The 22,088-nt window shown below is 70.7% G+C and carries 21 protein-coding genes and 1 pseudogene; 10 read left to right on the forward strand and 12 right to left on the reverse strand.

Annotated features, from left to right (window positions below):
* The 4 genes and pseudogenes from ABD466_RS30820 to ABD466_RS30835 all read right to left on the reverse strand — a co-directional run.
* Window positions 1-233: pseudogene (locus ABD466_RS30820) on the reverse strand (photosystem reaction center subunit H); the annotation flags it as partial.
* A gap of 34 nt (window positions 234-267) precedes the next feature.
* The gene (gene efeO, locus ABD466_RS30825) at window positions 268-1,491 is read right to left on the reverse strand and encodes an iron uptake system protein EfeO (protein ID WP_344660721.1); all 1,224 of its coding nucleotides are present in this window, start codon (window positions 1,489-1,491) and stop codon (window positions 268-270) included.
* A gap of 28 nt (window positions 1,492-1,519) precedes the next feature.
* Window positions 1,520-1,711, reverse strand: coding sequence for a hypothetical protein (locus tag ABD466_RS30830; RefSeq protein WP_344660722.1), 192 nt, complete (start codon window positions 1,709-1,711; stop codon window positions 1,520-1,522).
* A 245-nt stretch (window positions 1,712-1,956) separates the two neighbouring features.
* Window positions 1,957-3,021, reverse strand: coding sequence for a G1 family glutamic endopeptidase (locus ABD466_RS30835; protein WP_344660723.1), 1,065 nt, complete (start codon window positions 3,019-3,021; stop codon window positions 1,957-1,959).
* Window positions 3,022-3,177: 156 nt separating this feature from the next.
* Here ABD466_RS30835 and ABD466_RS30840 point away from each other — a divergent pair, with 156 nt between their 5' ends.
* The 3 genes from ABD466_RS30840 (at window position 3,178) to ABD466_RS30850 (ending at window position 6,823) form a co-directional block, all read left to right on the forward strand.
* Complete coding sequence (locus tag ABD466_RS30840; protein WP_344660724.1) at window positions 3,178-3,792, forward strand: TetR/AcrR family transcriptional regulator C-terminal domain-containing protein; 615 nt, start codon at window positions 3,178-3,180, stop codon at window positions 3,790-3,792.
* Between the two features lie 80 nt (window positions 3,793-3,872).
* The gene (locus tag ABD466_RS30845; protein WP_344660725.1) at window positions 3,873-5,597 is read left to right on the forward strand and encodes a condensation domain-containing protein; all 1,725 of its coding nucleotides are present in this window, start codon (window positions 3,873-3,875) and stop codon (window positions 5,595-5,597) included.
* Complete coding sequence (locus tag ABD466_RS30850; RefSeq protein ID WP_344660726.1) at window positions 5,594-6,823, forward strand: cytochrome P450; 1,230 nt, start codon at window positions 5,594-5,596, stop codon at window positions 6,821-6,823. Before ABD466_RS30845 ends, ABD466_RS30850 begins: the two co-directional genes overlap by 4 nt.
* On the opposite strand, the gene ABD466_RS30855 is transcribed toward ABD466_RS30850, so the two are convergent.
* Complete coding sequence (locus tag ABD466_RS30855; RefSeq protein WP_344660727.1) at window positions 6,751-8,325, reverse strand: amino acid adenylation domain-containing protein; 1,575 nt, start codon at window positions 8,323-8,325, stop codon at window positions 6,751-6,753. The two genes, ABD466_RS30850 and ABD466_RS30855, sit on opposite strands and share 73 nt — an antisense overlap.
* 125 nt (window positions 8,326-8,450) lie before the next feature.
* Between ABD466_RS30855 and ABD466_RS30860 the strand changes: the two genes are divergently transcribed.
* The gene (locus ABD466_RS30860) at window positions 8,451-9,710 is read left to right on the forward strand and encodes a cytochrome P450 (RefSeq protein WP_344660728.1); all 1,260 of its coding nucleotides are present in this window, start codon (window positions 8,451-8,453) and stop codon (window positions 9,708-9,710) included.
* Window positions 9,711-9,745: 35 nt separating this feature from the next.
* Window positions 9,746-9,943, forward strand: a complete 198-nt coding sequence (locus ABD466_RS30865) for a ferredoxin (protein ID WP_425558793.1) — start codon at window positions 9,746-9,748, stop codon at window positions 9,941-9,943.
* An 82-nt stretch (window positions 9,944-10,025) separates the two neighbouring features.
* On the opposite strand, the gene ABD466_RS30870 is transcribed toward ABD466_RS30865, so the two are convergent.
* Window positions 10,026-10,850 carry an alpha/beta fold hydrolase gene (locus ABD466_RS30870; RefSeq protein ID WP_344660730.1) on the reverse strand — a complete coding sequence of 275 codons (825 nt, stop codon included), beginning with the start codon at window positions 10,848-10,850 and terminating at the stop codon, window positions 10,026-10,028.
* A gap of 195 nt (window positions 10,851-11,045) precedes the next feature.
* Here ABD466_RS30870 and ABD466_RS30875 point away from each other — a divergent pair, with 195 nt between their 5' ends.
* Both ABD466_RS30875 and ABD466_RS30880 read left to right on the forward strand, forming a co-directional pair.
* Complete coding sequence (locus ABD466_RS30875) at window positions 11,046-12,785, forward strand: SulP family inorganic anion transporter (RefSeq protein ID WP_344660731.1); 1,740 nt, start codon at window positions 11,046-11,048, stop codon at window positions 12,783-12,785.
* 44 nt (window positions 12,786-12,829) lie between these two features.
* Window positions 12,830-13,513 carry a PRC-barrel domain-containing protein gene (locus ABD466_RS30880; protein ID WP_344660732.1) on the forward strand — a complete coding sequence of 228 codons (684 nt, stop codon included), beginning with the start codon at window positions 12,830-12,832 and terminating at the stop codon, window positions 13,511-13,513.
* Here ABD466_RS30880 and ABD466_RS30885 read toward each other — a convergent pair.
* The 3 genes from ABD466_RS30885 to ABD466_RS30895 all read right to left on the reverse strand — a co-directional run bounded on the left by ABD466_RS30885 (window position 13,510) and on the right by ABD466_RS30895 (window position 15,236).
* Window positions 13,510-13,701: a hypothetical protein gene (locus tag ABD466_RS30885; RefSeq protein WP_344660733.1), complete on the reverse strand. Its 192-nt coding sequence runs from the start codon at window positions 13,699-13,701 to the stop codon at window positions 13,510-13,512. The genes ABD466_RS30880 and ABD466_RS30885 overlap by 4 nt on opposite strands.
* A 112-nt stretch (window positions 13,702-13,813) precedes the next feature.
* A complete protein-coding gene (locus ABD466_RS30890; protein ID WP_344660734.1) occupies window positions 13,814-14,128 on the reverse strand; it encodes a hypothetical protein in 315 nt (104 codons plus the stop codon).
* Between the two features lie 199 nt (window positions 14,129-14,327).
* Window positions 14,328-15,236 (reverse strand): serine/threonine-protein kinase, encoded by a 909-nt coding sequence (locus ABD466_RS30895; protein WP_344660735.1) that lies wholly within the window; start codon window positions 15,234-15,236, stop codon window positions 14,328-14,330.
* A gap of 250 nt (window positions 15,237-15,486) precedes the next feature.
* Here ABD466_RS30895 and ABD466_RS30900 point away from each other — a divergent pair, with 250 nt between their 5' ends.
* Both ABD466_RS30900 and ABD466_RS30905 read left to right on the forward strand, forming a co-directional pair.
* The gene (locus ABD466_RS30900; protein ID WP_344660736.1) at window positions 15,487-16,575 is read left to right on the forward strand and encodes an AI-2E family transporter; all 1,089 of its coding nucleotides are present in this window, start codon (window positions 15,487-15,489) and stop codon (window positions 16,573-16,575) included.
* A gap of 157 nt (window positions 16,576-16,732) precedes the next feature.
* A complete protein-coding gene (locus ABD466_RS30905) occupies window positions 16,733-18,223 on the forward strand; it encodes an NAD-dependent succinate-semialdehyde dehydrogenase (RefSeq protein WP_344660737.1) in 1,491 nt (496 codons plus the stop codon).
* Between the two features lie 8 nt (window positions 18,224-18,231).
* Here the strand turns inward: ABD466_RS30905 and ABD466_RS30910 are convergent, their stop codons facing one another.
* Window positions 18,232-18,402 carry a hypothetical protein gene (locus ABD466_RS30910; RefSeq protein ID WP_344660738.1) on the reverse strand — a complete coding sequence of 57 codons (171 nt, stop codon included), beginning with the start codon at window positions 18,400-18,402 and terminating at the stop codon, window positions 18,232-18,234.
* A gap of 329 nt (window positions 18,403-18,731) precedes the next feature.
* Here ABD466_RS30910 and ABD466_RS30915 point away from each other — a divergent pair, with 329 nt between their 5' ends.
* A complete protein-coding gene (locus tag ABD466_RS30915; RefSeq protein WP_344660739.1) occupies window positions 18,732-21,260 on the forward strand; it encodes a collagenase in 2,529 nt (842 codons plus the stop codon).
* Here ABD466_RS30915 and ABD466_RS30920 read toward each other — a convergent pair.
* A complete protein-coding gene (locus ABD466_RS30920; protein WP_344660740.1) occupies window positions 21,244-21,522 on the reverse strand; it encodes a hypothetical protein in 279 nt (92 codons plus the stop codon). The genes ABD466_RS30915 and ABD466_RS30920 overlap by 17 nt on opposite strands.
* A 93-nt stretch (window positions 21,523-21,615) precedes the next feature.
* Window positions 21,616-22,086: a hypothetical protein gene (locus ABD466_RS30925; protein ID WP_344660741.1), complete on the reverse strand. Its 471-nt coding sequence runs from the start codon at window positions 22,084-22,086 to the stop codon at window positions 21,616-21,618.
* Window positions 22,087-22,088 lie beyond the last annotated feature (2 nt).

Raw genomic sequence — 22,088 nt, forward strand, 5'->3', positions numbered from 1 at the left:
GGCTCGGTGGCCCGCGCGACGCCGAAGCCCGCGCCGCCCGAAGCGGCGGCGCCTGCCGCCACGCCGAACGCCCGCCCCAGCAGCTGCCGTCGGCTGGCCCGCGCCGGGGCGCCGGTGCCGTCGTCGGTGCCAGTGCCGGTGCCGGTGCCAGTGCCAGTGCCTCCTGAGGCGGCGTTCGCGGCCGTCACGCGTGCCTCGCTCGCCGTCTCCTGCCCCGCAGGCTGCTCGTCCACTACGTTCCCTATCTCGTGTCTGAGATGCCGTGGCCTAGGACTTGGCGACCTTCGCAGCCACCTGGGACAACGGCTCCTGCACCGCCTTCACCGCCGCCACCAGCTTCGGCTTGTCGGTGTCCTTCAACGTGCCATACAGCACGAACCCCGACGGGTTGTCTCCGGTGCGATACGTGTCCAGCAGCTTGTCCAGCGCCGTGAACGCATCCGCGATCGACCCGGTGAGCGCCGGGTCGATCTTCTGGAGCGCCGGCTTGAGGTCGGCGAACGCCTGCTCCGACCCCTCGACGTTGCTGTGGAAGTCGAGCAGGTCGATGTGCGAGTACCGCTCCTCCTCGCCGGTGACCTTCGTCTTGGACACCTCGTCGAGCAGTTCCTGTGCGCCGTTGGCCAGTTCGAACGGCTTGTACTCCAGCGCCGTGGTCAGTGTCCGCAGCTTCTGCACGTTCGCCACCAGCGCGTCGCCGTACGCGGCCAACCCGGCCAGGTTCTCGTCCTCGAACAGGCCCTTCTCGATCCGGTGGAACCCGGCCCACTCGGCGGGCGGCACGTCGTCGGCGCGCGCGTCCAGGGACTTGTCGAGGTCGTCGCTGCCCACGGCGAACGATTCGGCGACGGGCTCGATCTTCTCGTAGTACGGCCGCGCCATCATGTAAGCCTTCTGCGCGGCCGCCAGGTCGGCACCCTTCAGCGAACTGGCGAGCGCCTGCGTCGTCTGCACGAGGTAGCCGGCCTGGGTGTCGACGTAGGTCTTGTACTCCTTCGCACCCTGGGCCAGCAGCGTGGTCAGGTCGGCGTCGGCGGACGTTGTCGCGTTGCCTGTGACCGTGATCGTCCGCGTCGGCTGCCCGGAGCCGGGGCAGACCAGGCTGTAGGAGCCGGCTTCCAGGGCGACCGTGAACGAGCCGTTGAAGCCGGGCGGCAGGTTCTCCTTCTCGCCGATGATCCGCTGGCCGGTTTGCAGCTCGATCTCGCTGACCGCGGTCGCGTCCTTGTTGGTGATCTCGAAGGTGACCTGGCCGGCCTGGAAGTCGGCGTGGTCCACCGCGCAGCCCCCGGCGGCGGTGACTGTGACGACCGCCTTGTGCGGGTCGCCGGCCGTGGTGCTCGACGTGGCCGCGGCGGGCTGGGCGCCTGAAGGCTTCGCGGAGGTGGACGATCCGCATCCGGCGAGCGCGCCGGCGGCGAGCGCCGTCACGGCCAGGGCTGCGAAGGCGGCCCTGGAGCGGGCGGCGGTGCGGGCGCTCGTGCGCTTCAAGGCTGCTCCTGACGGGAGTCGGCGGCATTCAGCGAGACAAGGCCTGCCCCGCGAAGGCGAGCGTGAGCCCTGCGACGGCCCCGCTCAGCCAGGCGCCGGTCACGAAGGCGTCCCGCCGGTCCGCGGCCACCAGGTCGTGGCGGACGGTCCGGGCGGCGGCGCGCGCCGGGTCGGCGGACAGGGTGTGCTCGGCGCTCACCACCGGTTTGTCCAGCGGCACGTCGCCGACCGGAGTGCCGAAGAACGTGGCGCGGGTGGTGTCGGGTCCATCGCGAATCGATGATATGGGCGCTCCGGGGATCGACCCAGAGAGTCGTTGTAGTCGTTTCCATGTAGTCGGAGCCGACGGCCGTTGACAATCGCGAAAAAGAAAGGTCAGGCATCCATAATATTAGGGATGCCTGACCTTTCTGGAAACCGCCGGCCCGCCTCCGGCCGTTTCCCGCCGTTCCCGTCAGCGCGGGATCAGCAGCTCTCCCACTTTCCGGCGTTGACCCAGACGTCGTACCAAGTCAGCAGATCGGAAGTCCAGCCGTAGGGCACGGCCAGGTTCTGGGTGTCCTTGCAGTTGGTCATGGTGATCTGGCTCTCGGCGCCGGCGTAGCCGCCCGGCACCCAGTCCGGGTAGCTGCTGTCCGTGTACTGAGTCTGCGAGAACGTCATCGTGCCGAAGTTCGTCAGCGCCGTCAGGGTGCCGCTGACGGACGGCCGCTCGACGATCCACTCGACCTGCGACTGGTCGACCTTGTCGCCGAGGCCGGAGACGCTCTGGGTGATCGACAGGCCCTTCTGGGTCGTGGCGTTAACGAAGAAGAAGAGCACCGACTTGTTGCTCGGGTCGTAGATCACCGAGGTCTGGACCTTGTCCCCGGCCTTGACCGACAGGCCCGAGACGGTCTTGGAGGACTCGGCGGGATAGACCTCGTACCAGAAGTCGTAGTGGCGCGTGCAGCCGGCGGCGTTGCAGTAGGCGTCCGAGTCGGTGCCGTCCTGGATCAAGGCGCTGCTGGAGCTGTCGCCCGACCCGATGCCCGGCCAGATCGCCGCGTGGTACTCCGCGGGTGCCGGGGCGTTCGCGGTGGGGACGGTCCAGGCCATGGTGACCTGGGTGTAGGAGACGCTGTCGTAGTTCTCGAAGCCGGACCAGTTGTTCGAGGTCTCGGAGTAGACGGTGTCGGGGTGCGCGGTGCCGTCGGGCGCGGCGGTCGACCGGCCGGCGGCGGAACGCCGCGCCGGAGCCGGGTGGCCCGGCCCGCGATCTCGGCACGAGGCCGACGTCAGCATCCGCACTCCGCTGGCCTTGATCTGCTTCAGCAGGCTGCGACGCGCCGGGGACATGGCGTTGTCGGAGGGATCGGCCGTCGCGGTCGGGGCGACGACCTGGGCGGTCGCGCCGCAGCCGGCGGCGGAGCCGGTGGTCCAGGAAGGTCGGACGGCGGCGTTCGCGGGGGTGGCGAGCGCGGGGATCGCCGTCGCGGCGGCGAGAACGGCGGCTATGAAGACTCGGCGAAGGCTCGGCCTGCGGGCCACGTGATCTCCTCGGGAATCAGGGGACGACATCAGAGACGCAACGGGTGGATCCCGGATGTATCAGGACTGGATCAGGGGACGGTCATCAGGGCATGAATTGAACACCGTCCAATTGAACAGTGTTCAGGTTGGCGTGCGGCCGCTAGGCTGTCAAGGGTGCGGACCACCCTCGACCGGAAGACCGTGATCAGAGCGGCGATGAAGCTCCTGGCCGACAACGGGCTGGACGGCTTGTCGCTGCGGAACGTGGCGTCCGAGCTCGGGGTCCGCCCCGGAGCCCTCTACTGGCACTTCGCCAACAAACAGGAGCTGCTCGATCAGATGGCTGCGACGCTGGTCGAGGGACCGCTCGCCGACCTGGTCCGCCCCCGGCCCGGCCAGAGCTGGGACGCGTGGCTGGCCGCCCGCGCCCGCGCCTTCCGCACCGCGGTCCTGGCCACCCGCGACGGCGCGCGCCTCGTGGCCGCCTCACGCCCGACCACCGACCGCCGCCCGGAGGCCGAGGCGATGGTGGCGACGCTGACCGCGGCCGGCTTCGCCCCGGCCGACGCGCTGCGGGCGCTGACCGCGGTCAAGCACTACATCGTGGGAGCTGTTCAGGAGGAGCAGGACTACGCGGAAGGGCGGGCCGTCTGGCCGCGGGAGGCGGATCCCGATCGTTACGCGGACTACCCGGAGCTGAACGAGGCGATGGCGCCGCAGACGACGGAGACCCTGGAAGCGCAGTTCGAGTACGGATTGCGGGCATTGTTACGGGGACTGGCGCCGTAGTACTGAGGTCCACGTGGTCCTTCCAAGACCGCACCTCCGGAGGACGCGACCTCGGGCGGCCCGCTGTGATGATCCGTCCTATGCCCAGCGACAAGGAAACCGCGGTAACCGACGCCCCCGCGACCTACGCCCTCGAACTCTTCTGCCTGCTCGGCGCCCTCGGCCGCGCCGCCGTCTTCGACCCCGCCTTCACCATCCGGGCCGCGGTGCGGCTGTCCGGACCTGTCGATCCGGACGTGCTGCGGCAGGCGCTGGACGACGTCGTCGGCAACCATGACGCGCTTCACAGCACGCTGACGCTGGAGCCGGAGATCCGGCAGTGCGTCCAGGCGCCGACGCCGGTGCGGCTGACGGTGCGGGATCTGGAGGACGCCGATCACGGCGGGGACCGGAACGGCCGACAACAAGCCGACCGCGACCAGGCCGACCGCTACCAGCCCGGCCGAGACCAGCCCCACCGCGACCAGACCGGCCGAGACCGGGTCGCGTCGGCCTTCGTCGCCGAGACCGTCGCCGGCCGGTTCCCGCCCGACGAGTTGCCGACCCTCTGGGCGGCGCTGGGCCGGCTGGCCGCCGATGACTGGGTGCTGGTGCTGGTCACCCACCACCTGTGGTCCGACGCGTGGTCGATGCGCGTCATCCTGGCCGACCTCGCCGCCGCCTACGCCGCGCGCGCCGAGGGCGAGGTCCCGGAGCTCAGCGAGGGGATGGCCTACGCGGCCGTGGCCGAGGACGACCGGTCGCCGCGGATGCGGGAGCGCATCGACGAGCGGCTGGGCTACTGGCGGGAGCGGCTGGCCGACATGGACTCGCCGCTGCGGCCGGAGAATCCGTACTCGGAGATCCGCGACGGGGTGAAGGCCGAGCACACCTTCGTGCTGGGCGGTCCCGGCGAGGCGTCGCTCGAGGCGGTCCTGGCGTGCGCGCGCCGGAACCGCACCACGCCGTTCGTCGTGCTGCTGTCGGCGTTCATGCTGTGGCTGCGCGCCGCGACCGGGAGCGAGGACATCGCCGTCCCCATCGTGACCGCCGGCCGCCTACCCGAGGAATGGGAGACGGTGGGGCTGTTCTCGAACTCGATCGTGATGCGTGCGGACCTGGCCGCCGCCGTCACCGGCCGGGACGTGCTGCGCACGGTGCACGCCGTGTGCGCGGAGGCCTACCGGCACGAGATTCCGCTGCTGCGGCTGCTGGAGGAGGTGCCGCGGGCCGCGGAACTCGTGGTCGACCCGGACCGGGCGCTCCCGATGTTCCAGCTGATCCAGTTCCCGGACGGCCGGGGCGGTCAGGCGTTCGGCCCCGACGTCCAGGCGCGGCCGATCGAGATGCCGGGCGACTCGGCGAACGCGCAACTGCCGGACTACCTGTGGACGCTGGAGCTGGGCGACCGTCTGGTCGGGCGCGTGTACTCCGACCCGAAGACGTTCGGTGCGACCACGATCGAGCGGCAGACCCAGGAGTATCGCAGGATCCTGGATCAGCTGGTGCGCGATCCGGACGCGGCGCTGGCCGGCCTCGGCCCCCGGCGGGCCAGCCGGGACGAGCGCGAGCTGGAGTCCGAGTACACGGCGCCGCGCACCGCGGCCGAGGCCGATCTCGCGGAGCTGTGGAGTGAGCAGCTCGGCGTGGCGCCGGTGGGGATCCATGACGACTTCTTCGAGCTCGGTGGGCACTCGCTGCTGGCGGCCGGGCTCCAGCTGGAGATCGAGCGGCGGTTCGGAGTGGAGGTTCCTTCATGGGTGTTGTTCTTGCAGCCGACGATTGCGGGGATCGCTGAGGCATTGGCGGAGGCGGGAGTCGCGTGAGCTCGTCGGGACGCGGGAACCTGCCGGAGGGCGGGAACCTGTCGGATCCAGACCTGTTCGCGCGGGGTGAGGCGCATGACGTGTGGACCGCGATGCGCCGCACAGCGCCGGTGCGGTGGCAGGACGCCCAGGCCGCTGATCGGGGCGGTTTCTGGTCGGTGACCCGGCATGCGGACGTCTCCCGCGTGCTGCGTGACCATGCCGCGTTCACGTCGTCGCGAGGCACGCTGCTGAACTTGTTGGGCCGTGCGGATCCGGCGTCCGACAGCCAGCTCGCCGCGACCGACCCGCCCCGGCACGACAGGATGCGCGCGCCGTTGCAGCACGCGATGACCGCGCGCTCGGTGCAGCCGCATCGGGAGCGGCTGCGTGCGTGGTTCGATGCGCTGCTGGAGCCGCTGGGCGACGGCGAGGCGGTGGACTTCGCGCAGCTGGTGCGGCCGGTTCCGTTCGCCGCGGCGGGGCCGATGCTGGGGATCCCGGAGGCGGACTGGGATCGGCTCGCGACGCTGGTGATGATGGCTTCGGCGGAGGAGGACCCGGCGGTGGCCCTGCCGCGCGGGCCGGAGGCGACGTTGCGGCGAGCACATCGGGAGCTGTTCGCGTACTTCCTGGACCTGACGAACAGGCGGCGGCGCGCGCCCGGGGAGGATCTCGTCAGCCTCCTGCTTTCGGTGGAGGTCGGTGGCGTCCGGCTCGATCCCGGCGCGGTGGTGGCCAACTGCTACAGCTTGGCGCTCGGGGCGGGCGCGACCGTGCCGACGGTCATCGTGTCGACGATGGCGGAGCTGATGGTCGACAGCCGGCGGGCGGAGGGCGCCAAGCCTCGGGGCCCGATCGAACTGTTCGTCGAGGAGGCGTTGCGCTGGGCCAGTCCGGCGGGGCACTTCATGCGGCACGCGGTGCGGCCGGTCGACCTGGGCGGCGTGCGGGTCGGGGCGGGGGACGCGGTGGTGGCGTGGCTGCCGTCGGCGAACCGTGATGAGGCGGTGTTCGGCGAGCCGTTCCGTTTCGTGCCGGATCGGGAGCCCAACCGGCACGTGGCGTTCGGGGCGGGTCGTCATTACTGTCTCGGAGCGCCGCTGGCCCGGATGACGTTGGCGGTGTTCTTCGAGGCTTTGTTCGGCCGGTTCGGCGGGTTCGAGCCGGCCGGTCAGGCGGAGCGGCTGCGGTCCGTGTTCCTCAACGGCTTCCGGACGCTGCCGGTCCGGGCCGGGACGAGCTGATCCAGGGCGTTGCGGTCCAGCTTGCCGTTGGGCAGCCTCGGAAGGGCGTCGACGAACACGAACTCGGAGGGTATCGCGGCGGCGGGAAGCCGGGATCTCAGGTGCGCGCGTAAACGTCCGAGAGGGACCGGCGCGCCGTCCGCGGTTTCGAGGACGGCGACCAGGATCGGCGGGACGGCGGTCACGCCTGCGGCGATCACGCTCTCGTGGCCGCTGACGACGGCTTCGATCTCCTCCGGTTCGATGCGGACGCCGCCGACCTTGAGCTGGCGGTCGACGCGGCCGGCGAAGGCGAAGGCTCCGTCGGGACGGAGGGTGACGCGGTCGCCGGTGCGATACCAGAGTCCTGATTCGTCGGTGAAGAAGCGTGCTCGGTCGTCGTCGTCGACGCCGGGACCGGTGTAGCCGAGCGCGACGCCTGGGCCGCCGATCCAGAGCTCGCTGTCCTCGGCACTGATGTGAAGGCGCGCGCCGGGGATCGGGGTGCCGATGGGTACGGTCCGGACGGCGGTGTCGGCGGCGTCGGTGGGGTTTGTGGTGTCCACGTCCTCCGGCGAGCACCGGTGCACCGTGGTCCACACCGTGCATTCGGTCGGACCGTACTCATTGTAGAGAGCCACCTCGGGTAGTGCCTCGAAGTGCGCACGCACAAGCGATGGCGGGCAGGCTTCTCCGGCGACGATCACCGCGTCGAGGCCGCGGAGGTTCTCGGCGAGTCCGCCCTTCAAGGCGACGCCGTAGAGGGAGGGGATCATCAGGAGGTGCGAGGCTGCCTGCTCACGTGCGGCGCGGCCGATGGCGAGGAGGTCGCCGGGCCGGGGCGAGGGCATGTGGAGCGTGCCGCCGTCGATGAGCGCCCAGAAGATTCCCGCATAGGCGCTGTCGAACGACAGGGAGCTGCACAGGACGAAGCCGCGTACCGGTTCGCTGTAGTAGGCGGGGCGTGCTGCCGTCGAGAACGCCAAGGCTGAGACCGAGATCGCCACTCCCTTGGGGACGCCGGTCGAACCGCTCGTGAAGCAGATGTAGGCCGGGGTGGACGCCTCGGTGGACTGCCAGCGGTCGGCCGGGTCGAGGTTGAAGTCAGGTTCAGGTTCAGGTTCGGGTTCGGGGTTGTCAGATTTGTCGAGGTTGTCGGGGTTATCGGAGTGCGGCTTCAGCTGCCGGATCGCGTGGCCGTCGAGCACGACCCGCGCCCCGGACGCCTCCAGCATCGCCTCCTGCCGCCCCGGCGGGAACGCTCGGTCCACCGCGACGAAGCACGCCCCGGCACGCAGTACCCCGATCAGCGCGGCGATCGCCCATCGCGATGCGGCCATGTGGACCGCCACCGGCTCCCCCGCCTGGACACCTTGTTCTCGCAGCAGAGCCGCGACGGCGGCGGAGGTCTCGTTCATGCCTCCGTAGTCGAGCGTCCCGTCGGGATCGGTGACGGCCGGGCGGTCCGGATCCCGGTCCCACACCGCGGCGATCGGTTCCAGCACGTGCCCCGGGGTGTCCATCTATACAAGGGTACTCATATACCGATCCTCCCCTTCATCCATCACGATACGTGAGTTAATCTGAGCCCTGAGTTAGTTAGCGTACGAAAGCTAACTTCCCATGCCACCGGGAAAGGATCAGGCGCATGACTCTCGCCGACCAGACCGCCACCGCCGACCCCGCCACCGCCGACCCCACCGCCGCCACCGCCATCCTCGCCGTCCCCGCCAGCCGCGGGACGTGCCCGTTCGACCCGCCGCCCGCCTACGAGCGGGCCCGTGAGGAGGAGCCGGCGGCCCCGGTGCGGCTGTGGGACGGGTCCATCACGTGGATGCTCACCCGGCATCAGGACATCCGCGCGGTGCTCGGCGACCGGCGGTTCAGTGCCGACGCCAACCGGCCCGGGTTCCCGTTCCTCAGCGCCGGGCGCCGGGCGCTGGCCACCATGAACGCCAGTTTCATCAGGATGGACGACCCGGAACACGCGCGGCTGCGCCGGATGCTCACCGGCGACTTCATCGTCAAGCGGGCCGAGGCGCTCCGGCCGCGGATCCGTGCCATCGCCGAGGATCTGCTCGCTGCCATGACCCAGGGACGTAGCGGGGAGCGTGCGGGCCACGCCGACCTGGTGCGGGAGTTCGCGCTGCCGTTGCCGTCGCTGGTGATCTGCCTGCTGCTGGGCGTGCCCTATGAGGACCACGCGTACTTTCAGCAGCGCAGCAGCACGATCCTCAGCAACACGGCGGGCCTCGACGAGGTCCGGACAGCCCGGGCGGATCTGAACGCGTACATCAAGCAGCTGACCGAGGCGAAGCGCCGGCGCGATGAGGACGACGACATCCTCAGCCGCCTGATCCGCCACGATGACCTCACCGACGACGAGATCGCCGCCATGGGCATGCTCCTGCTGGTGGCCGGGCACGAGACCACCGCCAACATGACGGCGCTGTCGGTCCTGGCCCTGCTCCGCGATCCGGTTCAGCTCGGACGCCTGCGCGCCGATCCCACGCTGATCCGCGGCGCGGTCGAGGAACTGCTGCGTTATCTGACGATCGTGCATACGGGCGTGGCCCGCGTCGCCACCGAGGACGTCGAGATCGCCGGGCGAACGATCCGGGCCGGGGAGGGGGTGTTGTGCATGATCAATGCCGCCAACCGCGACGAGCGCGTCTTCCCGGGCGCCGGCGTCCTGGATGTCGGCCGTGACGCGCGGCGGCACTTGGCCTTCGGCTTCGGGGTGCACCAGTGCTTGGGGCAGCCTTTGGCGCGGACCGAGCTTCAGGTCGCGCTGGAGGTGCTGCTGGAGGGGTTGCCGAATCTGGGGCTGGCTGTGCCGTTCGAGGAGATTCCGTTCCGGCACGACATGTTGGTGTATGGCGTGCGCAGTCTGCCGGTGGCGTGGTGAGTGGGGTGAGCCACGCAGACGGGGAAAGGCTGCGGGTGGCGGCGGACCGTACGAAGTGCTGCGGCTCGGGGATGTGCACGCTGAACGTACCGGACGTGTTCGATCAGGACCCGGACGAGGGTTTGGTCATCGTGCTCGATCCCGAGCCGCCCCAGGAGCTTCATCACGCCGTCGAGGATGCGGTGGAGCTCTGTCCGGCTTCGGCGATCAGGGTCGCGCGCCTGTCAGCATAGGTGGCTACGGGCACAGCCCCGAACCCCGGGAGTGAAGTCCGCGCCCTCACCCCACGATCCCGGGGTCCGGCTCCCAGCGGGATCACTCCGGCCGCAGGAACGCCAACAGCTCCGTGTTGAAGAACTCCTCGTACTCCCCCACCAGCCCGTGCGGGCCGCCCGGGAACACCTTCAGCGTCCCCTGCGGCAGCAGCTTCACGGCCTTCTCCGCGGCGGCCTGGATCGGCACGATCTGGTCGTCGTCGCCGTGCACGACCAGGACCGGGATGTCGATCTTCGTCAGGTCCTCGGTCAGGTCCGTTTCGGAGAAGGCCTTGATGCACTCCAGGGCCGCGTTCAGGCCGACCTGCATTCCCTGCAGCCAGAACTCACGTCGCTTGCCGTCCGATGCCGGTGCTCCGGGGCGGTTGAAGCCGTAGAAGGACTCGCTGAGGTCGTAGAAGAACTGCGAGCGGTCGGTGGCGACGCCGGCGCGGATGCCGTCGAAGACCTCGATCGGGGTGCCTTCGGGGTTGGCCGGGGTCTGGAGCATCAAGGGGGTGATGGCACCCAGGAGGACTGCCTTCGACACCCGGTCGGTGCCGTACTTGCCCAGGTAGCGGGCGACCTCTCCGCCGCCGGTGGAGTGGCCCACCAGGACTGCGTCGCGGAGGTCCAGCTGCTCCAGGAGTTCGGCCAGGTCGTCGGCGTAGGTCGTGAGGTCGTTGCCGGTCCAGGTCTGGGTGGAGCGGCCGTGGCCGCGGCGGTCGTGGGCGATCGCCCGGAAGCCGTTGCGGGCCACCAGCAGGCTCTGGGCGTCCCAAGCGTCGGCGTTGAGGGGCCAGCCGTGGGAGAAGACCACCGGGCGACCCGTCCCCCAGTCCTTGTAGTGCTTCTGGGAGCCGTCGCGCAGGGTGATTGCGGGCATGGTCGGAGGCCTTTCGAGCGGGGTCCGGGCCGAACGGCCCATGACCACGCTAGAGCGGCGAAGGCGGGAGGAGATCAGTCATTCGGCTCACAGTAACCGGCGCGGTTTGGATCATACGGCTGGGGGCACACGGGCCCGGAGCCCCCGAGACGCACAAGGCGCTCGGAGGCGGATTCCGGCTGTTCGGGAGCGCGCATGACGGCGCAGCCCTGGTGGCGGCGCACACTGCCCACCTTTCCCCGACCCGCGCTGGTCACCGGGTACCGGCGCGGCGAGCTGCGGAGCGGACTACGCGGCGATCTGGTCGCCGGTCTCACTGTCACCGCGCTCATCGTGCCGCAGGTCATGGCGCTGGCCACGGTCGCGGGGCTGCCACCGGTGGCGGGCTTGTGGGCGGTACTTCCCGCGATCGTCGCCTACGCCCTGCTCGGTTCCTCGCGGCTGCTGGAGATGGGCCCGGAGTCGGCGACCGCTCTGATGGCCGCCACGGTGATCGCGCCGCTGGCCGGGGGCGACGCCGGGCGGTACGCGGTCCTGGCGGCCGCGCTGGCGTTCGTGGCGGGGCTGATGTGTCTGGTGGGCTGGCTGGTGCGGATCGGGTTCGTCGCGGACCTGCTGTCCCGGCCGGTGCTGCTCGGTTTTCTCGCGGGGGTCGCGTTCACCATGATGGTGGATCAGCTTCCTGTGCTCACTGGTGTTCCGGCCGGTCATGGCAGCTTCTTCGATCAGCTGAGCTCCTTCGCGCGGAACCTCGACAAGGTGAACCCGGCGACCGTCGCCGTCGCGGCGACGACGCTGGTGTTCCTGTTCCTCGTCGAGCATTTCGTTCCGCGTGTGCCCGGGCCGCTGCTGGCGATCGTGCTGGCGACCGCGGCGGTTCCGGTGCTCGGGCTGAAAGCGCACGGGGTTTCGGTGATCGGCGAGATCCCGGCCGGTCTGCCCGCGCCGGCCATGCCCGACCTCGGTGAGTTCAGCCAGCTGATCCTGCCGGCGGCCGGCATCCTGATCATGGGGTACACCGACGTGATCCTGACCGCCAGGGCCTTCGAGGAGCCCCAGGACGCGGGGCGCCTGGACGGCAACCAGGAGCTGCTCGCTCTGGGCGCGGCGAACCTCGGCGCCGGGCTGTTCCACGGGTTCCCCGTCGGGAGCAGCGCGAGCCGGACGACGCTCGCCGCGCAGGCCGGAGCCCGCAGTCAGATCCACGCGCTCACCGCGGGCGTCGCGGTTCTCAGCGTCCTGCTGTTCCTGCACTCGCTGCTGGCCGACACGCCCTCGGCCCTGCTCGGCGCCCTCGTCGTCTTCGCCGCCGCGCACCTGGTCGACCTGCGCGGCTTCCGGCGGCTGGCCGGGTTCCGGCAGCGCGAGCTGCTGCTCGCCCTGGCCTGCCTGGCCGGTGTCCTCGCGCTCAACGTCCTCTACGGCGTCCTGATCGCGGTGGGCCTGTCGGTGGCCGAGCTGCTGACCCGGGTGGCGCGCCCGCACGACGCGGTCCTGGGCATCGTGCCGGACCTGGCCGGGATGCACGACGTGGAGGACTACCCGCAGGCCGACACCATCGCCGGGCTCGTGGTCTACCGCTACGACTCGCCGCTGTTCTTCGCCAACGCCCAGGACTTCAAGCGGCGTGCCCTGGCCGCGGCGAGCCGGGCGGACGGTCCCCTGCGCTGGTTCCTCCTCAACGCCGAGGCCAACGTGGAGGTGGACATCACGGCGCTGGACGCCCTGGAGGAGCTGCGCAAGGAGCTGGTCCGGCGCGGCGCCGTGTTCGCGCTCGCCCGAGTGAAACAGGAGCTGCGCGGCGAACTGGACGCCTACGGGTTGACCGCGTCGATCGGCGAGGACCTCATCTTCCCCACCCTGCCCACGGCTGTCGACGCGTACCGGGCCTGGCGGCGGGAACACGGCGACGAGCACGGCGCGAAGGATGTTTGACGCGGCTTCGAGTGGTTACGCGAGGTCCGGAAAAGGAGCACGTCATGAGGGACACCGTCGAATTCGTGATCGGGACCGACGTCCGCTGCGCGGGCGAGGAATGCGGAACGGTGGAGTTCGTGGTCGTGGATCCCGTCGCCCGCCGGCTCACGCACCTGGTGGTGCAGCCGGAGCCGCCGCGACCGGCGCGGCTGGTTCCGGTGAAGCTGGCCCGCCTGAGCCCCGGGCGCATGGACCTGACCTGCACCATGGCCGAGTTCGAGGCCCTGGAGCCGGCGGTGCGGCAGCATTTCCTGCAGGGCTCGGAGAACGACTGGGGATACCGCAGCGACCAGGTGCTGGCCTGGCCGTTCTTCGGTCTGGCACCCGCCGGCACCGGGATCACCACGATGGAGTACCCGATGCTGCCCGAGCCGCAGCCGGAGTACCGGCTGCCGCCGGGCGAGGCACCGATCCGCCGCGGCGATCCGGTCCGCGCCACCGACGGGCGCATCGGCAAGGTGCGCGGCCTGGCGGTGGACCGCTTCGACGGCATGGTCACCCACGTGCTGCTCGACGAGGGCCACCTGTGGGGCCGCAAGCTGGTCGCGATCCCGGTCGGCGCCGTCAGCGGCGTCGACGAGTCCGGCGTCAGCGTCCGGCTGGCCAAGGACGAGATCCGGGACCTGCCGCCGGTCGACCTCGAGGACCCGGCTTCGCTGACCGATCACAGCGGTCGGTACGACTAGCCGGACGCGGGCGCCGGCTCCAACCGGATGACGATGGATTTGGTGTTCGGCACGGCGCGGAACCCGGGCGCGCGGCGCTCGCCGTCCGCGTAGACGCTCACCAGGTCGACCTGGTCGCCGTCGGCCAGGCCGAAGGCGCGCAGATCATCCTTGTAGCGCATCGATTCGGCGATGCCTTCCAGCCCCACGCTACTGTGCCGGGGGCCGGACGTGCGCAGGCACGGTTCGTCCGCCTGATCGGTCTCCGTCCGTCGTGGTCAGGATGGTCGAGGCCGGGCGGACGCGCCATCGGAGTCGCCGTCACCCGGACGGCGGAGCCGACCATGCCGACCATGCCGACCGGGCCCGTTCCTCCACGACGGCCGCCAGCCGGTGCTGGTCCCTCTCGGCTTCGGCGGTCCGGCGGCGGGTGGCGCGGACGAAGGCGTCGCGCTCCCGTTCCAGCAGGTGGCGCACGGTCGGGTCGGCTTGCTCGGCGCGGTCGAGACCGTCGATCCAGGCGGACCCCACGAGGCTCTCCGCCTCGCGGACGGCCGCCCGGCCGCGCAGGTCGCTGATCAGGCGCGCACGCGCCGCTTCGGCCTTCGCCTCGTGGCGTCGGCGCCAAGACGCCAAGCCGAACATCCTGTCTCACCGCCTCGTCACCTCGGGGAGGGAGGAGCCGGGCTGCTCCCCCGCAGGTACGGTGACCTGCGATCCCGGCCCGGTGTGCCCGGGATCGGGAGGGGTAAACGTGGGCGGGCGGACCACCGCCGGCACCGGGCGGACCGGCACTATCCGGGCGCTACCCGGCGCTACCCGGCGCTACCCGGCGCTACCCGGCGAGGCCGAGGTGCTCGGCCAGCGGCACCGCGACCGCCACCGTCCGGCGCGCCTCCGCGACCGGGACGGCGGGCGGTGTCCGGCCGTGCAGGAGAGCCCTGACCTCGTCGACGGTCGGCCGCCTGCGCCGGTCGCGGGCCGTCATCCGTCGCAGTACCGTGCACCACGGCGCCCCGAGCGCTGGCGGTACGCGCGGCGACCGGGTGGCGGCCGCGACCGCGCGTTCGAAGGGCGTCCCGGAGTACTCGCGGACGCCGGTCAACGTCTCCAGGAGCACCAGCCCGAGCGCGTAGACGTCCGACGCGGACGACGCGCCCCGCCCCTCGGCCTGCTCGGGTGCGAGGTATCCGGCGGTGCCCGCGACGAAGTTCTCGGCGGTCAGCGCGGGGCCGTCCCAGGCCTTCGCGATGCCGAAGTCGGTGAGGAAGACGTGCTCGTCCCGGTCCAGCAGCACGTTCCCCGGCGTGATGTCACGGTGCACGATGCCGCGCGCGTGGATGTAGGCCAGCGCGTCGGCCACGGCGGCCCCGACCCGCCGCACCCAGTCCGGTGGTTTCGGCCCCGCCACCTGCTCCAGGCTCGTCCCCTCCACCAGCGGCATCACCAGGAACGGCAGACCGCCGTCCACCCCGGCGTCCAGCAGGGGCAGCAGATGCGGATGCTCCAACCCGGACAGGATGCGCGTCTCCTCCAAGAACCGCTGCCGCAGAACCTCGCCGATCCCCTCCCGCAGCACCTTCACCGCCACCTGGCGCTCCGCCGTCTGGTCCACCGCCGCGAACACCTCCGACGCAGCGCCGGCCCCCACCCGCTCCCCCACCCGATAGCGCCCGGCGACAACAGAGCCCGCCGTCAGGCGAAGGGGGATGTCCAACTGCGGCCGACCCGCTCCGGCACCCATCCGCTCTCCTCTCCGGACGCTCCCCCGTCGTCCACGGTCGCCCCCGGCTACCCGGGTATCAACGGGCGAAACGGCCGGGATGGGACGTTTACGGACTCGGATCCGGGCTATCAGCAGGACGCCGCCTCCAGCGGATGGCCTTCCCGACGTGCTCGCCGCGCTGGATCAGACGACGATCACCTCGTGGCCATCTCCCCCGGGCAGGCGATCAGGAGTGCGACGTAAGCGGCCGGCGCGGTCGGCGCTTCCGGTGCCCCGCCGACCGGCGCTCCCCGGTGAGATGCGCCGCGGCGGCGGATCCGCCTCGGGCTCGGGCTCGGCCTCGTGGATCCGGGTGGGTTTCGGCCTGGGCATCGGGTTGCTCGCCGCGTACACGCTCGGCCACGCGGTCCTGCAGACCGCGCAGATCCTGACCCTGGTGCTGCTGTCGCTCTTCGCGGCGGTCAGCCTGGAGCCGGTGGTGGCGCTGCTGCGGCGGTGGCGTCTGCCCCGAGGCCTGACGGTGACCGTCGTCGTGTTCGCCGCCGTGGCGCTGACCGCCTTGTTCATCGCGCTGGTGATCCCCCCGGTGAGCAAGGAGATCGACCAGCTCAGGACCCAGATCCCGATCTGGCTCCGGGAACTGCGCGACCACAGTTCGCAGCTGGGGAAGATCGAGGACCGCTACCACGTCATCGAGAAGGTGCAGCAGCAGCTGTCCTCCGGCAACCTGGGCGGCAGGCTGGCCTCCGGGGTGCTGGGCGCGGGCCGGATCCTGTTGGGGCTGCTCACCGGCGCCCTGATCGTCATCACGCTGACCATCTACTTCATGGTCAGCCTGCCGTCGATCAAGGGCTTCGCGCTGCGGCTGCTGCCGGCTTCACGGCGCCCGCGGGCCGAGGAACTCACCGACCAGATCATGCGGCAGGTCGGCCGGTTCATGCTGGCGAACGTCGCCACCTCGGCGCTGGCCGGGGTCGCGACCACGGTCTGGGCCTGGGCCACCGGCATCCCCTACGGCATGCTGCTCGGCTTCTTCGTCGCGATCATGGACCTGATCCCGATCATCGGGTCCACCATCGGCGGAGTCGTGGTCTCCCTGGTGGCGCTCTCCGTGTCCTGGACGGTCGCGATCGCCACCGCGATCTTCTACACCGCGTTCCGCTTCACCGAGGACCACCTCACCACCCCGCTGACCATGCGCTACGTGGTGCGCCTGCACCCGGTCGCCACCATGATCGCGGTGCTGGTCGGCGGCGCGCTGCTGGGCATCGTCGGCGCGCTGGTCGCGGTCCCGGCGGCGACCGCGGTGAGCCTGATCCTGGACGAGGTCGTGTTCCCCACTCGCGACCGGCAGTAGAAGGTCATGCGTCACGGGAGCAGCCCGGCGACCTCCGGATGGACGGGCCCCCACATCGCCTCGCGGACGCGCGCCTCGATGCCGCCGTCAGCCGAACCCCCCGCCGTTCGGACGCCGGGTGGTTGTCTTGACCCGGCGTCCGTGGTCGGCTGGGGTGATGAGCGTGACGATTTCCCAGGACCAGGAACGCCGGCTGCTGGACTCCGTCCCCACCGGACTGCTCATCGCCGGACAATGGCGGCCCTCCAGCACCGGCGAGACGATCGACGTGCACGATCCCTCGACCGGCGACCTGCTCACCACCATCGCCAGCGCCAGCCCCGCCGACGGCGAGGCGGCCCTGGCGGCCGCGCACGCCGCCCAGGAAGGGTGGGCCAAGACCGCGCCGCGGACGCGGGCAGAGATCCTCCGCAAGGCCTTCGAGCTCATCACCGCCCGGGCCGACGACTTCGCTCTGCTGATGACTCTGGAGATGGGCAAACCGCTGGCCGACTCGCGCGCCGAGGTCGCCTACGGCGCCGAGTTCCTGCGCTGGTTCTCCGAGCAGACCAACCGGATCACCGGCCGCTACTCCGTCGCCCCGGACGGCGCCGCCCGGCTGCTGGTCACCAAGCGGCCGGTCGGACCCTGCCTGCTGATCACGCCGTGGAACTTCCCGCTGGCGATGGGGACGCGCAAGATCGGCCCGGCGCTCGCCGCCGGCTGCACCCTGATCCTCAAGCCCGCGACGCTGACCCCGCTGACGTCCCTTCTGCTGGCACGGACGCTGATCGACGCGGGAGTGCCGGACGGGGTCGTGAACGTCATCCCGACCCGGCACGCCGGCGCCGTGACCGGTCCGCTGATCAAGGACAGCCGGCTGCGGAAGCTGTCGTTCACCGGGTCGACCGAGGTCGGGCGGCGGCTCATCGCCGACTCCGCCGAGCAGGTGCTGCGCGTGTCGATGGAGCTCGGCGGCAACGCCCCGCTGCTCGTGTTCGAGGACGCCGACCTGGACAAGGCCGTCGACGGCGCGCTGCTGGCGAAGCTGCGCAACGGCGGCGAGGCGTGCACCGCCGCGAACCGCCTGCTGGTGCAGCGGCCGGTCGCCGAGGAGTTCACGCGGCGCCTGGCCGACCGGTTCGGGCAGTACACGGTGGGCCGCGGGACCCTCCCGGACGCGAAGATCGGACCGCTGGTCGACGAGGACACGCGGGACAAGGTCGACCGGTTGGTGACGTCGGCGGTCGAGGCCGGCGCGAAGGTGGTGACCGGCGGGGAGAAGGTCCCGGGCGCCGGGTACTTCTACCAGCCGACGGTGCTCACCGACATCCCCGAGGACGCGGAGATCCTGCGCGAGGAGATCTTCGGGCCGGTCGCGCCGATCGTGGTGTTCGACACGGAGGACGAGGCGGTGCGGCTGGCCAACTCGACGGAGTACGGGCTGGTCGCGTACGCGTTCACCAGCGACCTGAACCGCGGGCTGCGGCTGGCGGAGCGGCTCGACACCGGGATGATCGGGATCAACACCGGGATCGTCTCGAATCCGGCGGCGCCGTTCGGCGGGGTGAAGCAGTCGGGGGTCGGGCGCGAGGGCGGGCTGGAGGGGATCGAGGAGTACTTGGAGACGCGGTACGTGGGGATCGCGGATCCGTTCGCGGGGCAGTAGCGCCGCTGTCACAGGCGGAACGGAATCAAGGTGACGACCAGCTGCGGCACCCGCCGCAGCATCCGTCTCAGTTGGGGCGCCATGTGGTCGTGCAGTGCGGCGTGCCCCCAGGGCCGCGCCACGTGGCAGCCCCACATGCCGATGGTGCGGCCGGTGCGCACTTCGGCGACACGCGGCACAGTTCCGTCAGGAATCTGATACGTGGCCGCCACCAGTACCGCTGAGGTCAAAGACAATCGCGGGAACCGGCCGTCATAATAGTGCTCCGTCGGCGCGCGGACGCCGACGGATGAGCCGTGTCCGGCGATAGCCGGAGCTGGTCAGGCCGGTTCAGGACGGTGCCGATCCGGGTTCGGTGCGCGAGTTCCCAGCTGTGAGTGTTATCAGCTCACTGCAATTTCTCTATCGCGTGCTCCATTGTCAGCGCCGCGCCCGGATGAGAGTTTCATGGCACGCCTCCCCGGACTTTCTTCGAGGCGCCCTCCCTTGTTCACGAAGGAGCACTTTGATGCGCCACCGATCCGCCCTGCCCAGAATCCTGGCCGTGGGCCTCGCGGTCTGTGCGGCGACCGTCGGGCTGGCCACCGGCCCCGCCGGCGCCGCTGCGCCCGCGCCTTCCACGCCGAGCGGCGCCACCGCCGTGAGTCACGCCGCGTCGAACGCTGACGACCACAGCGTCCGGGGCGCCGTCCCCAAGCGCTCCGTGGACGGCGCGCCGCTCGCCCTCCGCGCGTCCGCGGCACAGAACGTGACCTCCCCCTCCGGGCCCAGGGGCGTGACCGGCCAGGCGGCAGCGGCGATGGCGCCCTCCTCGCAGTCCTGCACCGCCGCCGATTTCGGCAGTCGCAGCGGTGAAGCCCTGGCCGCCTACGTCAGGGCCTCGACCCTGGACTGCCTCAACACCCTGTATTCCCTGACCGGCGCCGACGCCGGGGCGGTCTTCAAGGAATCGCAGATGGTGGCCGTCGCCAACGCTTTCAAGAGCGCGGTGTGGAACTACCGTGGCGACGACTCCACCGGCGCTTGGCAGCTCAGCCGCTTCCTGACCGCCGGCTACTACGTCCAGTACAACAACGCCGCCGCCGTCGGCTCATACGGTCCGACCCTGGCCACGGCCGTCGAGGGCGGCCTCGACGCGTTCTTCGCCGAGCCGCGGTCCACCGACATCAGCGCGGCCAACGGCGACATCCTGGGCAATGTCATCACTCTGTCCGACAGCGCCGACGAGCAGGCCCGCTACCTGTCCGTCTACAAGCGGGTGCTGACCGGCTACACCAGTGCTTACGACGCCTTCCCGAGCATGGAAGCGGCCGTGAACGCGGTGTTCACGCCGATCTACCGCGGTCACTTCTTCCCGGCCTACATCGCGGCGGTCACCGCCGACCCGAGCCTGATCGACGCCCTGAACACCTTCGCGCTGAACCATACGGCGCTGCTCAGCGGAGCGAACTACGCGCTGGACACCAACGCCGCCGCCGAGGCCGTGCGCTTCCTCGACACGCCGGCGCTCCAGGCCAAGGTCCACCCGATCGCCGCCAACCTGATCAGCACGTCGCCGCTCGCGGGGCCGAACGGGCCGATATGGCTGCGGGTCGCGACCGTCGTGAACTACGTCGACGGCGCGGAATGCGGCGCGTTCAAGGTCTGCGACTACCTGACCACGCTCAAGTCCGCCAAGATGCCGACGACCTACGCCTGCGGCACCACGCACACGATCCTCGCGCAGGCGATGACCGCCGCCGACCTGAACGCGGCGTGCACGAGCCTGCAGAATCAGGACGCGTTCTACCACGACGTGACCAAGGATCCCGGGCCGATCCCCGGCCAGTACGAGACCAACGTGCGGCTCGCGGTGTTCGCCACCAAGTGGGACTACACGATGTACTCGAACGCCTTGTTCGGGAACGACACCGACAACGGGGGTGAGACGCTCAGCGGCGACATCACCGACCCGGACAACCAGCCGGTCTCGGTGATGTACGTGAAGTTCGTCGGCGACGGGTTCCCGGCGAACGTGTGGAACCTGAACCACGAGTACACGCACCTGCTGCAGGGTGCCTATGACATGAAGGGCGACTTCGGCACGCAGATCTCCGTTCCGGACATCTGGTGGATCGAGGGCCAGGCGGAGTACGTCTCCTACGCCTACCGCGGCATCAACGACACCCAGGCGATCAACGAGGCGAGTCAGCACTCGTTCCCGCTGAGCACCCTGTTCCAGACCACGTACGACAACACCACCGGCACCCGCACCTACGACTGGGGCTACCTGGCCGTCCGGTACATGCTCGAGAAGCACCCGGCCGACGTCCAGGCCATGCTCGCCAAGTTCCGGGTCGGCGACTACCAGGGCGGCTACGCCGTCTACAACTCCATCGGCACCCGGTACGACGCCGACTTCGACGCCTGGCTCGACGCCTGCTCGGCCGGCGCCTGTCTGGCGCCGGGCGCGCCGACCTCGGCCTTCACCGCGCAGCCGGACGGCCTGAAGGTGCACCTGGCCGACGTCTCCACCGACACCGGCAGCCCGATCACCTTCGAGCGCTGGAGCTACGGCGACGGCACCATCTCCTCCACCGACGGCCCGACGCCGACCAAGACCTACAGCGCCCCGGGCACCTACACGATCGCGCTGACCGTCACCGACGCCAAGGGCCTGAGCTCTACCTGGGCCCAGAGCGTCACCGTGAGCGGCCCGGCCGCGCCGCCGCCGTGCCCCGAGGCGAATCCTCAGGCCATGGACCGCAACTGCTCCCGTAGCGGGCAGGCCGCGAACACCGGCGACTACGACCACCTCTGGATCTACCTGCCCGCCGGCAAGGTGACGCTGCACGTCACGACCACCGGCGGCACCGGCAACGCAGACCTCTACTACGCCGCCGACACGTGGGCGACGAAGCAGCACCACTCCGCCGCCTCCACCGGTGCCGGCAACGACCAGAGCATCACGGTCACCAACAAGACCGCCGGCTACCGGTACATCAGCCTGTACGCCGCACAGGCGTTCAGCGGCGTGACCGTCAGCACGCAGTACTGACCCACGGTGCGCGCCGCGGATCGACACGCGGCAGATCGACGCGCGCGGCCGCCGTCCCCGCAGCACCGGGGACGGCGGCCGCGCCGTGCGGCCTCCGGCCTTCCGAAGGGACGTCAGAGCTCTGATCGAGGATGCCCGGGCCGCCGGGGTGCGCCACCACGGCCGGCCCGGTGCCGTGCACGCGGTAGCGCAGGGTCAGGCCGTCGGCGTCCATGGAGTGTGCGCCCTGGTCCAGCGGGCCGGAGGCGGAAAGGTCGGTCATGGTGACTCCCAAGCGTGATCGTGACTCGTCACCTGAGAAGACGTCGGTATCGAGCCGGAGTTCGATCACGTATCAGTGAGCCGCCTCACACGGTCAGATCCAGCCGCGCCATGTCGCCCGCCATCCGAGCTGTGCCCGGCTGCGGGCCCCGGCCAGCGTCATCAGCTCGTGGACCCGCCGCTCGACGCTGCGCGGGCTCAGACCCAGCAGCCGATCCGCCGCCGCGTCGACGAGCAGCAGCCGCAGCAGGTGCCGGGCGTCGGCGTCGGGGTAGCGGCCGCAGCGCGGCGGCCGGTCGCCGAACATGTACGACTCGGTCAGGTCGGCCGCGTCGACCGGACTGCTGGCGCCCGCCAGCCCGGCCAGGGCGGCGTGCCGTCCCAGCTGCATCCGGTTCCCGGACCCGGACCAGTCCATCAGCTCCCGGATCCGGCGCTGGACGGTCCGTTCGCTCACACCCAGCCGATGCGCGTTCGCGCGGTCGGTCATGCCGGAGACCAGATTGTCCAAGGTCCCCGCGTATTCCGGCTCCAAATGCCGGGACCAGGTCGCCGAATCGTGCATCG

Source organism: Catenulispora subtropica (assembly GCF_039531675.1).
In the GTDB taxonomy this organism is placed as follows: domain Bacteria; phylum Actinomycetota; class Actinomycetes; order Streptomycetales; family Catenulisporaceae; genus Catenulispora; species Catenulispora subtropica.